Genomic DNA, 11,304 nt, shown 5'->3' on the forward strand with positions numbered 1-11,304 from the left:
CGCATCAGTTCCAGACCGCGAGGACGGGGCCGCCCGAGGCGATGATCGCAGTGGAGAGCGGCTCGGTATCGGCCGCGATCCGGCTGATCGTCCCGTCGGCGCGGATGAAGACCATGTCGAGAGGCAGATAGGTGTTCTTCATCCACATGGTGACGGGCTGGTCCTGCTCGAAATCGAACAGCATGCCGTGGTCCCCCGCCATGTGCCGACGGAACATCAGGCCCCGGGCGCGGGCGGCGTCGTCGCGCATCACCTCGACGTCGAAGCGCTTGGGTCCGGACTTCGTGATGATCGTCAGCGGCTCCGACTTGACCGCAGCGGCGCGCGCCGCAGCCTGCGCCCGAGCAGCCGGGGCCGGGCCGACCGCGCTCAAGGCGAGACAGGCTAGTGCGGCCGCCGAGGCGGCGCGGAATATGGATCTCACAGGCTCAAGCCTCTCGAGGAATGGCGCGCGGGCCCGCGCGCCCGTCGCCGGTGTTAGACCAGGATGTGCGACAGGGGAATCCGGCGCTGGATTTCCGCCGATTCGCCAAGCCTATGGCGCAGGCGGCGCGCCGCCGGGAGGGCGCAAACTAATGCGAGGCGGGCATCGCCCCGTCGATCAGCCGGACCTCGGCCGCCATGACGCCCTTCGAGCCGTCGCCATAGCGGACGAGGACGGACTCCCCGGGCTTCAGCTCGGCGATCCCGTAGCGCCGCAACGTCTCCATGTGCACGAAGATGTCAGGCGTTCCGTCGCCCCGCGTGAGGAAGCCGAACCCGCGCAGGCGGTTGAACCACTTCACGACGGCCATTTCCAATCCGCTGGTCGGCGTCACGGTGACGTGGGTGCGCGGCATGGGCATCTCGGACGGATGCACCGCCGTGGCCTGATCGAGGGAGATCACCCGGAACGCCTGCCAGCCCCGTGGGCGCTCGACGGCTTCCACGACGATGCGTGCGCCCTCGCTCGCGGCCTGATACCCGTCGCGACGCAGACAGGTCACGTGCAGCAGGATGTCCGGCGCGCCGTCGTCGGGCACGATGAAGCCGAAGCCCTTCGAGACGTCGAACCACTTGATGTGCCCCGCCACCTCGACGAGATCGAGAGCCTCGTCCTCGTACTGACCCTGTTCGCCGGTTCGGGCGACCGGCAACCGTTCGGGGTTCTCCGGCCCGGATCCGCGTTCGTCAGACATGGCCGAGCAACCTACACCGAATCACGCCGCGCGCTCTCCCGGCAAGATTAACGAAGTCCTGATGGCCGGGAAGCCCATTTGGCCGTCTGATGAGCCCCGCGAAGTTGCAATCTTGGCGCACGGAGGCGGGGCCGCAACAGTCGATCGGTCGCAGCTCCCGGGGAAAACGGGGTTTAAGCGCCGGGGCCGCCGAAGGGTTTTTCCGATCCCCCACTGCGGACCGCCGCCGCGCATTCGTGTGCCCACCGCCTTCACGTTTCCGAGAGCCTTCGCGCCAGCGTCACGATGGGCCGAGGCGTCCCGAGCCGGTTCCGGTGGAAAGGGCGGCGCCGACATGGTTTGGGAGCACCATCATGTCCGTTGACGTCACCCTCGACCGCCCCGTCTCCGTATCACCGGCTGCGCAGCGCCGATGGCCGGTCATCGACGCCGCCCGGGCCGCAGCCCTGGTGGCGATGGCGAGCTACCACACGGTCTGGGATCTCGGCCATCTGCGGCTGACGGCGGAGAATTACGCGCTGACCCCGTTGGGCCGGCACGCCGCCGAGGCGATCGCCGGAAGCTTCCTGCTTCTGGTCGGCGTCGGGCTCGTGCTGATGAACGGCCGGGGCGTCCGGGTCCGGCCGACCCTGCTGCGGTTCGCGCGGATCGGCGGGGCGGCGCTGCTCGTGACCCTCGGCACCTGGGTCATGTTCCCGGACGCCTTCGTGTTCTTCGGCGTGCTCCACTGCATCGCCGTCTCGAGCCTGCTCGGGCTGCCGTTCCTGTTCCTGCCGGTGCCCGTCACGGCCGTTGCGGCCGCCGCTTTCCTCGCCACACCGCATGTCGTGCACGCGCCCATCTTCGACGCTGCGGCCCTGTCCTTTCTCGGCCTGGGCTCGGTCGTGCCGCGGACGAACGATTACGTGCCGCTCTTCCCCTGGTTCGGGCTGGTTCTGGCCGGGATCGTCCTGGGTCGTCTGGCGCTGCCGAAGCTTGCCCGTTCGCGCCTCGGGGCCTGGGCTCCACGCACGCGTCTGGGGCGCGCCGCCACCTTCGCGGGCCGCCACAGCCTCGCGATCTACCTCATCCACCAGCCCGTCCTGCTGGCCCTGCTGACCGGTGTCGTCACGGTGATCGGCGCTAATCCACGCGCCGGGCTGCGGGCGTTCCGCGCCGATTACGTGACGATCTGCACCCGCACGGGCGGCGAGCCGGCGCTCTGCCGCATCGCCGCGCGCTGCACGTCGGAGGCGCTGCTCCGCGAGGATCTGTTCCGGGAGGATGGGCGCCCCTTCAGCGGGACGGAGCGCCTGCGCGCGCAGGGGCTCTCGCAGGCCTGCTACGCCACCCTGGACGCGGCCGCGCGGGCCGCGCCTTGAGCCCGGCGCCGGACCGCCCGGGCCCGGCGACCGGCGAGGACCGGATCAGTCCTTGGCGCGCTCGACGTAGGAACCGTCGGCCGTCATGACGACGACGCGGGTGCCGGCCGCGATATGGGGCGGCACGGTCGTGCGCACGCCGTTCGACAGGGTCGCGGGCTTGTAGGACGAGGAGGCGGTCTGGCCCTTGAGGACCGGCTCGGTCTCGGCGACTTCAAGGGTCACGCGCTGCGGCAGCTCGATCGTCAGCGGGACGCCGTTATGGACCGAGAGCATCACCGCCATGCCCTCCTGGAGGTACGGGGCGGCATCGCCCACCACGTCCTCCGGCACGGCGATCTGCTCGTAATTCTCGGGGTTCATGAAGTGGAACCCCTCTCCATCGCTGTACAGGAAGGTGTGCTCGCGATCCTCCACGAAGGCGCGCTCGACCTGCTCGGTCGTCCGGTAGCGCTCGGACACCTTCACGCCGTCCGTGATCCGGCGCATGTCGAGCTGGGTCACCGGCGTGCCCTTGCCGGGGTGGATGTTCTCAGCGAACAGGATCACGTAGAGCTTGCCATCCTTCTCGACGACATTGCCCTTACGGAGCGTTGAGGCGATCACCTTCACGGAATTGCGTCCTGCATTGACATGGGGGCCGGCACGCGCCAAGCGCGGGCGCTGCATCTCGGACCCCGCCACTATCGCATCTGCGCCGCGGTTGCCAGCGGGCGGGCGTGAGCCGTCGATGGCACACAGCCTCGGCCGCGGCGCGTCTCCGCGGTCCGGAGCCAGTCAGGGCCGAGGATTGAGAGTGCTCGAGAACGCGACGCCGTACGGTCGGAGCCGGCCGGACTCGCTCCGTAGCGGACGCGGAGGCCGGTCGTGACGGGCGCGGCCTCCCCCTGGTGGTCAGCCGGCCGCCACGCCGACCGGCGCCCGGCGCTGCTCCTGCGCAACCGCATCCTCGCGGCGTTCCGCGCATGGTTCTCCGACCGCGACTTCATCGAGGCCGAGGCCGCCTGCCTCCAGGTTTCGCCCGGCAACGAAGCGCATCTGTCGGCCTTCGCCACGGAGGCGATCGGCGCCAGCGGTGCCCGCACGCCCCTCTACCTTCACACCTCACCGGAATTCGCCTGCAAGAAGCTTCTGGCCGCGGGCGAGACGCGGCTGTTCAGCGTCGCCCGCGTGTTCCGCAACCGCGAGCGCGGGCCCCTGCACCATCCCGAGTTCACCATGCTCGAATGGTATCGGGCCGGCGCCGCCTACACGGCGCTGATGGCGGATTGCGCCGCGCTGCTCGCCTGCGCGGCCGAGACCGCGGGCGCCCGCCGTCTCGTCTTCCGCGGCCGGGAGACGGATCCCTTCGCGGAACCGGAGCGCCTGACCCTGGCGGAGGCCTTCGACCGCTTCGCCGGGATCGACCTCCTGGCCAGCGTCACGCCGAGCGGTGCGACCGATCGGGATGCCCTGGCCGCCGCCGTCGCCGGGGCCGGGCTCCGGGTCGTCCCGGACGACACCTGGGCCGACCTGTTCTCCCGCGTCCTCGTCGCGCGGATCGAGCCGCATCTCGGCCTCGGCCGCCCGACCATCCTGTGCGAATACCCCATCAGCGAGGCCGCCCTCGCCCGTCCGGCGCCGCACGATCCGCGCGTGGCCGAGCGCTTCGAGCTCTACGCCTGCGGCGTCGAACTCGCCAACGCCTTCGGCGAGCTGACCGACCCGGAGGAGCAGCGCCGCCGGTTCGAGGCGGAGATGGCCGAGAAGCAGCGCGTCTACGGCGAGCGCTACCCGATCGACGACGACTTCCTCGCGGCGCTCGCCGTCATGCCGGAGGCGTCCGGGATCGCCCTGGGCTTCGACCGCTTGGCGATGCTGGCCTGCGGGGCAACCCGGATCGAGGACGTGATCTGGACACCCGTGGCGGAGACGCGGCCATGAACCGGGCCCTGCGCAGCGCGGACGACCTTCTCTCCGCCGGCCTGATCTCCGGGGCGGAGGCCGAGGCCCTCGGCGCCGTCCTCGCGCGCTACGCCGTCTCGGTGACGCCCGACATGGCCGAACTGATCGACCCGCAGGATCCCGACGATCCGATCGGCCGCCAGTTCGTCCCCCGGGCCGAGGAGGCCGTGGCGACGCCGGAGGAGCGCGCCGACCCGATCGGCGACGCAGCCCACGCCCCCGTGACCGGGATCGTGCATCGCTATCCCGACCGCGTGCTGCTGAAGCCGCTCCATGTCTGCCCGGTCTATTGCCGCTTCTGCTTCCGCCGGGAGATGGTCGGACCCGACGGCCTCGGGACGCTCACCGACGCCGAGCTCGACACCGCCCTCGCCTACATCGAGCAGGATCCGCGGATCTGGGAGGTGGTGCTCACCGGCGGCGACCCGTTCGCGCTCTCGCCGCGCCGCCTCGGCGTCATCGCGGAGCGCCTCGCCGCCATCCCGCATGTCCGGGTGATGCGGGTCCATACCCGCGTGCCCGTGGTGAAACCCGATCTCGTCTCCGATGCGCTCGTCCAGGCGCTCAAGCGCTTCGGGCGGGCGGTCTTCGTCGCCATCCACGCCAACCATCCGCGGGAATTCACCGCCGCCGCCAGCGCCGCCTGCGCCCGGTTGGTCGATGCGGGCATCCCCCTGGTGAGCCAGTCGGTGCTCCTGCGCGGCGTCAACGACGAGGCCGCGACCCTCGAGGCGCTGATGCGAGTTCTCGTCGAGAACCGGATCAAGCCCTACTACCTCCATCATGGCGATCTGGCCCCCGGAACGGGCCATCTCCGCACGGGTGTACCCGAGGGGCAGGAGCTGATGCGCGCCCTGCGCGGCCGCCTCTCGGGCCTCGCCCAGCCGACCTATGTGCTCGACATTCCCGGCGGGCACGGCAAGGTGCCGATCGGCCCCGGCTACTTCCGCGAGACCGGGGACGGGATGCGCGTGACCGATCCGAGCGGGCAGGACCATGCCTACCCGCCCAAGGTGTGACGGAGACTCTTCGACCATGCGCAGGCTTTGGGGCCGCCTCACTTCGGTGAACGTGCAGAAGGCCGTATGGGGGCTCGACGAGGCCGGCCTGCCCTACGAGCGGGTTGCGGCCGGCGGCGCCCACGGGGTCGTCAACGATCCCGGCTATCGCACCTTGAACCCGAACGGTCTTGTCCCGACGCTGGAGGAGGACGGCTTTGTCCTCTGGGAATCCAACGCGATCCTGCGCTACCTCGCGGCGACCAGTCCGGCCCTGGCCTTGCCGGCGGATCCGCGGGCGCGCGCCCACGTGGAGCAATGGGTCGATTGGCAGGCCACGAGCTTCACGCCCGCCATGCGCGACGCGTTCTGGCAACTCTACCGGGCGGCCGCGCCCGACCGTGCCCTGATCGCCGCCTCGCTGGAGAAGAGCGAGGCCATGGCCGCGATCCTCGACCACCATCTCGCGGAGCGGACCTACATGGTCGGCGAGGGCTTCAGCATCGCCGACATCGCCCTCGGCTGCGCGGCGCATCGCTGGCTGAACCTGCCGGCCGAGCGGATCGAGCGCCCGGCGCTGCACCGCTGGTACGAGCGCGTGGCCGCCCGGCCCGGCGCCGCCCGCGCCCTGGGCGAGCCCATCGCCTGACGGCATCCTCGGACTTGCCGGTGCGCCGGCGCGATCCACCTTTCCCGACCGCGCCGCCCGGACCGGGGCCGGCCTTTCACGGAGCCCCCGATGGCCATCGATCCGACTCTGCGCGATGCGCTCTCCGCCGTCACCCCGGCGAGCCTCGCCCGCGCCTTGACGCGGGCCGGCGTGAAGGCCTTCACCCCGCACGGCCTCTCGGCGCGCGGCAGCGGCGCCGTCGTCGGCCCCGCCTACACGATGCGGATGATTCCAGCCCGTGACGATGCCGCCGGCGACCTCGCCGCCGCCATCGACGCAGTGCCGGACGGCGCGGTCGTGGTGATCGATGCCGCCGCGTCCGGCCTCGCCCTGCCGTTCGGGGCGATATTGGCCGCGCGGCTCGCCCAGCGGGGCGCCGTCGGCCTCGTGACCGACGCGGCCCTGCCGGACGAGATCGGCATCCCGGCCTGGAGCCGGCCGGCAGCCGCCGGGGGCACCCTCGCCCTGGTCGGCACGCAGGAGCGGGTGGCCTGCGGAGGGGCGGCGATCCATCCGGGCGACATCCTCGTGTGCGAATCCACCGGAATCGTCGCCGTGCCGGCCGCGATCGCCGAGCGCGTCGCCCTCGAAGCCGTGGAGCAGCAGCGTCTCGATCTCTGGATCCAGCGCGAGGTGGAGCGGGGCGCCACGCTCGCGAGCCTGCTTCCGCCGGATGCCGCCGCCCTGGCCCGGTTCGAGTCCGAGACGAAGCCGGCTTGAGATCCGTGTTTTTCCCCGCCTCGAAGCTGATCTTCTTCCTGATCACGCCCTCCAATTTCTGCATCTTCGCCATCCTGGTCGGCCTCGGCCTGACGGCGATGACGCGGTGGCGCAGAACCGGGTTCGGATGCGCGCTCTTCGGCGCGCTGCTGCTCGCCGCAGGCGGCCTGTCGCCGGTGTCGGAAATGGTCCTGCTGCCCCTCGAGCAGCGGTTCCCGCCCTATCCGGCCGACGGTCCGGCGCCGGCGGGGATCATCGTGCTGGGGGGCGGGATCGAGGCCGGCCTCTCGGAAGCGCGGGATCAGATCGTCGTCAACGATGCCGGCGAGCGACCGATCTACCTCGCCGACCTCGCCCGCCGCTTTCCCGGGGCGCGGCTGGTCTTCTCCGGCGGCAGCGGCTTCATCGCCGGCGGCATCGCGGAGGCCGACATCGTCAGTCGGCAGGCGGATGTGATCGGCGTGCCGCGGACGCGCCTCATCCTGGAGAACCGCTCACGCAACACGCAGGAGAACGCCGCCTTCTCGGCCGCTCTGGTGCAGCCGAAGCCCGGCGAGCGCTGGCTGCTCGTCACCTCGGCCTGGCACATGCCGCGGGCGATCGGCTGCTTCCGCCAAGCGGGCTTCACGGTGGACGCCTTCCCGGTGGATTACCGGACCCGCGGCTGGGGTGACGTGACCCGTGTCCACGGCTTCGCCTCGGACGGGCTCCTCCAGTTCGACCTCGCGATCAAGGAGTGGATCGGCCTCGCCGTCTACCGCTGGTCCGGCTACACGCCCGACTGGCTTCCCGCGCCCGAGCCCGGCAACGACAGCCGGTAGACGCCCCGGAAATCGTCCGGATCGACGGCCTTTCCCTTTCGCAGGATCGCGATGCGCCCGGCATGGGCGAGCCGCACCGCGATCCGTCGCACGGGCTGCATCAGTGGCCCCCAGCCATCCGGATGCGGACCGCCGAGGGCGCGGGCGACTTCCGAGGGGCAGACGGTCTTGTCGGCGCCGCGCTCGGTCACGAGGCGCAGCATCGTCGTCTCGATGGCGTCGTCGTCGGGTCGTGCGTCGGTCATGTGCGTGCCTCCTCGGCGGGCGACAGGAGCGGAGCGTCGAGCGGCCCCTCGTGCGGTCCCTCCCCGGCTTCCAGAAGCGCCTTGCGGATCTCCGAGGCGAATTGGCGGCGCCACATGATGATCACCACGGCGGTCGTCGAGACGAACAGGATGTAGGGGCTGATGAACCAGCCCAGATAGGCGAGCGCGAAGAAGAACGCCCGCTGTCCGCGGGCGAAGTGACGCCCGGCGCTGACGTTCATGGCCGCGAGCCGCCGCACGGCCCGCAGCATCTCGGTGTCGCTCGCGCCGGATCCCTTCGGCGGCACGGCGCCGAGCAGGATGGCCGTGTAGTTGAACAGCCTGTAGGCCCAGGCGAACTTGAAGAAGGCGTAGACGAAGATCAGTGCGAGGCCGGCGACCTTCAACTCCCAGGTCAGGCGTTTGGCCCACGTCCCGAAGGGCAGCGTCGCGAACAGGTTCAGGACATCGTCCCCGGACCGCGACGGGGGGAGGACGGAGCCCAAGGCGATCAGTGACGTCGAGGCGAAGAAGGCCGTGCCGTTCTGCAGGGAGGCGTTGATCTGCGTATCGACCACCCGGTGTTCGCGGCCGATGACCTGGCGCGCCCAGTTGGCCCGGTGGCCGTTCATGATCTGGCTGAGGGAGACCATCCGTCCGCGCAGCCGGCCCACGGAGAGGCCGTAGGCGACCCAGGCGACGATGAAGTAGAGGAGCGCCCCGAGGTCGAGGTGCGAGAAGGCGGCGCTGCCGGCGGAGAAGTCGTTCATGGTCTCCGGATGGCGGATTCGCGAGGGGGCGATCCCGCATATCAGCCCGCGGGCGCGTACTGAACCCGCGCCGCCGAGGTCAGTCGCGCAGGATCCGGAAACCGCCGCCGGGCGGCACGTCGCCGCCGGCACGCACGGCCACGTCGGTCACGCGCGCACCGGCGGGACCCGACCGGCACAGGGCCTCCATCGCCGCCACGGCCTCCGGTGGGCCGCTGAACACCGCCTCGACCGTGCCGTCGTCGCGGTTGCGCACGGAACCCGAGAGGCCCCGGGCGCGGGCTTCCGCCTGCGTCCAGGCCCGGTAGGATACGCCCTGGACGCGACCCGTGACGATGACTGAAATCGTCCGGGTCTCGCTCATGCGGGTGCCGCTTCGTCTGACTGGGCCCGCGCCTGGCGACGCGGGCCGGGATGGCCTTACTCGGCCGCGATCGGGCGACGGACGCCGGCACCCAGGGCCGGGCTCCGCGTCGCACCGGTGCGGACATGGGTGGAGTAGAGCATCAGGCCTGTGAAGGCGATGCCGCCCACGATGTTTCCGATCAGCGTCGGGATCTCGTTCCAGAGCAGGTAGTCCATCACCGTCAGGTGGCCGCCCATGAGGATCGCCGACGGGAACAGGAACATGTTCACCACTGAGTGCTCGAAGGTCATGAAGAAGAACACCGTGATGGGCATCCACATCGCGATGACCTTGCCGGGCACCGAGGTCGAAAGCATGGCGCCGATGACGCCGGTGGAGACCATCCAGTTGCACAGCATGGCGCGGACGAAGAGGGTCAGCATCCCGGCGGCGCCGTACTTCTCGTAGCCGAGGGTGCGCGCCTCGCCGATGCCGGCGATGAGCTTGCCCACGGCGTTCGGCTCGGTGGCGAAGCCGAAGGTGAAGACGATCGACATCAACACCGCGGTGGTGAGCGCGCCCGCGAAGTTGCCGAAGAAGACCAGCACCCAGTTGCGGGCGACGCCGGCGACGGTGACGCCCGGCCGCTTGTCGATCAGGGCGAGCGGGGTCAGCACGCAGACGCCGGTGAACAGGTCGTAGCCGAGCAGGTACAGCATCGAGAAGCCGACCGGGAACAGCAGCGCCGCGACCAGAGGCTGACCGGTCGCCTGGTTGACGGTCACCGCAAAGGCGGCGGCGAGCGCCAGGATCGCGCCGGCCATGTAGGCCCGGATGAAGGTATCCTTGGTCGCCATGAAGACCTTTGCCTCACCGGCATCGACGGCCTTCTTCACGAAATCGGCGGGCGCCAAATACGACATGTACAACTCTCCCTCGCAGGCGCACGCCAATCATCGTTGGCCGACGGGCGCGCTGCGCAATCATGGATGGCTGGCCAGGCGTGGTGCTGCCGTTCGCCCTCCAGCTCGATCGTGGGCAAGCATGTCGCGTACCAAGTGCGCGGCGCTCAGGCGGGAAGGCCGCGGGCCCAACTGCTGAGTTCCCGGAGATAGGCCGACGGCAGCTGCGCCGCGCGCGCCGCCGCGACGACGGCGTCCAGATATCCGGGCCGCGGGCGGCCAGGCGCGGTCGAGCATCCGCGATAGATCAGAGCACGCTTGACGCCCTCCCCCGTGCGGACCGGGAGCGCCGCCTTCGTGTAGAGCCCCCCGGCGACGCCCTCGTAGCGGTCGAGCGCCGGGATGTCGTCGACAGCCAACTCCCACAGGACGCCCCAGACGGTGCGTCGGGGATCGGGCACGACGGAGGCGTAGCCCTCACGCATGATGATGAAGCGGTAATTCGGCAGGTGCCCGCCACCGATCAGCCGCGAAACCGGGCAGCGGAGCGCCATCGCGGCGGCATCCATGTTGGCGCCGTAGGCGAAATAGAGGGGCATGTGGCCGCGCTTGGTCGGCCGAGCGCCCGAATTACCGTCCGGGCTTGCGCTCGTCGCGCTGGACCGACCACTCGTTCGCCCGCATGGCCGCACAGGCGAGTGCCAGCGTGAAGGCGGGGATCACGAATGTCACGAAGATCTCCCCCGAGCCCATGGTCTGATGCGCCGCAGCACGCGCCTCCCGATCCAATGTAAGCCCATCGCCGCACAAGGCCAGATCGCCGCGAAGAAAGCGGTCGCCGGCCGCAGGACGGGCGCATTGGCGATCCCGAAGCTCATGGCGGTGATCGGCGTGACGCAGCCGATCACCGCGAAGCACCGGCGCTGTTGTTCAGCGCCGTCGCCAGGAGCTTGGTCTGCGCGTCGTGAACCGCCGTCGCGACGGCGGATGCGACGCGCCTGCCGCGATCAGGCGAATTCCAGGATCACCGCGTCGACGGCGAGGCTGTCGCCCTCCTTGGCGTGGATCTTCGCCACCGTGGCGTCGCGCTCGGCGCGGAGCATGTTCTCCATCTTCATCGCCTCGACGACCGCGATCGGCTCACCGTTCTTTACCTCCTGGCCCTCGGTGACCAGGATCTGCTTCACGAGTCCGGGCATCGGGCAGAGCACCTGCTTGCCCGAGCCCGCCTGCTCCTTCACGGGCATCAGGGCGGCGAGCTCCGCCTCGCGGCGGGTATAGACCCGGGCCCTCGCGGGCCGCCCCGCATGCTGCAGGAACACCCCGTTGAGCAGGCTGCGCACCTGGAT

The 11,304-nt window shown here is 70.5% G+C and carries 15 protein-coding genes; 6 read left to right on the forward strand and 9 right to left on the reverse strand.

Annotation, left to right across the window (positions count from 1 at the left end; all coding sequences use genetic code 11):
* Positions 1 to 4: 4 nt before the first annotated feature.
* Together I53_RS34355 and I53_RS27515 are read right to left on the reverse strand one after the other, a co-directional pair.
* The gene (locus I53_RS34355; RefSeq protein ID WP_187294424.1) at positions 5 to 424 is read right to left on the reverse strand and encodes a DUF192 domain-containing protein; all 420 of its coding nucleotides are present in this window, start codon (positions 422 to 424) and stop codon (positions 5 to 7) included.
* A 148-nt stretch (positions 425 to 572) separates the two neighbouring features.
* The gene (locus I53_RS27515; RefSeq protein WP_043356980.1) at positions 573 to 1,178 is read right to left on the reverse strand and encodes a cold-shock protein; all 606 of its coding nucleotides are present in this window, start codon (positions 1,176 to 1,178) and stop codon (positions 573 to 575) included.
* 353 nt (positions 1,179 to 1,531) lie between these two features.
* Between I53_RS27515 and I53_RS27520 the strand changes: the two genes are divergently transcribed.
* Positions 1,532 to 2,539, forward strand: a complete 1,008-nt coding sequence (locus tag I53_RS27520) for a heparan-alpha-glucosaminide N-acetyltransferase (protein ID WP_043356982.1) — start codon at positions 1,532 to 1,534, stop codon at positions 2,537 to 2,539.
* Between the two features lie 45 nt (positions 2,540 to 2,584).
* Here the strand turns inward: I53_RS27520 and efp are convergent, their stop codons facing one another.
* On the reverse strand, positions 2,585 to 3,208 hold the full coding sequence (efp, locus tag I53_RS27525) for an elongation factor P (RefSeq protein ID WP_197739341.1): 624 nt from the start codon (positions 3,206 to 3,208) through the stop codon (positions 2,585 to 2,587).
* A gap of 198 nt (positions 3,209 to 3,406) precedes the next feature.
* On the opposite strand from efp, the gene epmA reads away from it, so the two are divergent.
* From epmA to I53_RS27550, 5 genes are all read left to right on the forward strand, one after another.
* On the forward strand, positions 3,407 to 4,462 hold the full coding sequence (gene epmA / locus I53_RS27530; RefSeq protein ID WP_043356984.1) for an EF-P lysine aminoacylase EpmA: 1,056 nt from the start codon (positions 3,407 to 3,409) through the stop codon (positions 4,460 to 4,462).
* Positions 4,459 to 5,502 carry a lysine-2,3-aminomutase-like protein gene (locus I53_RS27535; protein ID WP_043356986.1) on the forward strand — a complete coding sequence of 348 codons (1,044 nt, stop codon included), beginning with the start codon at positions 4,459 to 4,461 and terminating at the stop codon, positions 5,500 to 5,502. The genes epmA and I53_RS27535 overlap by 4 nt, the downstream gene beginning before the upstream one ends.
* Positions 5,503 to 5,518: 16 nt before the next feature.
* Positions 5,519 to 6,130, forward strand: a complete 612-nt coding sequence (locus I53_RS27540) for a glutathione S-transferase family protein (protein WP_043356988.1) — start codon at positions 5,519 to 5,521, stop codon at positions 6,128 to 6,130.
* A 90-nt stretch (positions 6,131 to 6,220) separates the two neighbouring features.
* Complete coding sequence (locus I53_RS27545) at positions 6,221 to 6,871, forward strand: dimethylmenaquinone methyltransferase (protein ID WP_043356989.1); 651 nt, start codon at positions 6,221 to 6,223, stop codon at positions 6,869 to 6,871.
* 5 nt (positions 6,872 to 6,876) lie between these two features.
* The gene (locus tag I53_RS27550) at positions 6,877 to 7,692 is read left to right on the forward strand and encodes a YdcF family protein (RefSeq protein ID WP_043356991.1); all 816 of its coding nucleotides are present in this window, start codon (positions 6,877 to 6,879) and stop codon (positions 7,690 to 7,692) included.
* On the opposite strand, the gene I53_RS27555 is transcribed toward I53_RS27550, so the two are convergent.
* From I53_RS27555 to I53_RS27580, 6 genes are all read right to left on the reverse strand, one after another.
* Positions 7,641 to 7,937 carry a DUF3253 domain-containing protein gene (locus I53_RS27555; protein WP_043356993.1) on the reverse strand — a complete coding sequence of 99 codons (297 nt, stop codon included), beginning with the start codon at positions 7,935 to 7,937 and terminating at the stop codon, positions 7,641 to 7,643. The two genes, I53_RS27550 and I53_RS27555, sit on opposite strands and share 52 nt — an antisense overlap.
* Entirely contained in the window at positions 7,934 to 8,707 is a 774-nt protein-coding gene (locus tag I53_RS27560; RefSeq protein ID WP_043356995.1) for a DUF599 family protein, read from the reverse strand. Before I53_RS27560 ends, I53_RS27555 begins: the two co-directional genes overlap by 4 nt.
* A gap of 79 nt (positions 8,708 to 8,786) precedes the next feature.
* Positions 8,787 to 9,071: an acylphosphatase gene (locus I53_RS27565; protein ID WP_043356998.1), complete on the reverse strand. Its 285-nt coding sequence runs from the start codon at positions 9,069 to 9,071 to the stop codon at positions 8,787 to 8,789.
* A 56-nt stretch (positions 9,072 to 9,127) separates the two neighbouring features.
* Positions 9,128 to 9,976 (reverse strand): formate/nitrite transporter family protein, encoded by an 849-nt coding sequence (locus I53_RS27570; protein WP_043357000.1) that lies wholly within the window; start codon positions 9,974 to 9,976, stop codon positions 9,128 to 9,130.
* A gap of 146 nt (positions 9,977 to 10,122) precedes the next feature.
* Positions 10,123 to 10,554 carry a gamma-glutamylcyclotransferase family protein gene (locus I53_RS27575; protein ID WP_043357002.1) on the reverse strand — a complete coding sequence of 144 codons (432 nt, stop codon included), beginning with the start codon at positions 10,552 to 10,554 and terminating at the stop codon, positions 10,123 to 10,125.
* A gap of 408 nt (positions 10,555 to 10,962) precedes the next feature.
* On the reverse strand, positions 10,963 to 11,304 hold a 342-nt coding region (locus I53_RS27580; RefSeq protein ID WP_043357004.1), incomplete at its 5' end, for a biotin/lipoyl-containing protein.

Origin of the sequence: Methylobacterium sp. B1 (genome assembly GCF_000333255.1) — a bacterium.
GTDB classification, from domain to species: domain Bacteria; phylum Pseudomonadota; class Alphaproteobacteria; order Rhizobiales; family Beijerinckiaceae; genus Methylobacterium; species Methylobacterium fujisawaense.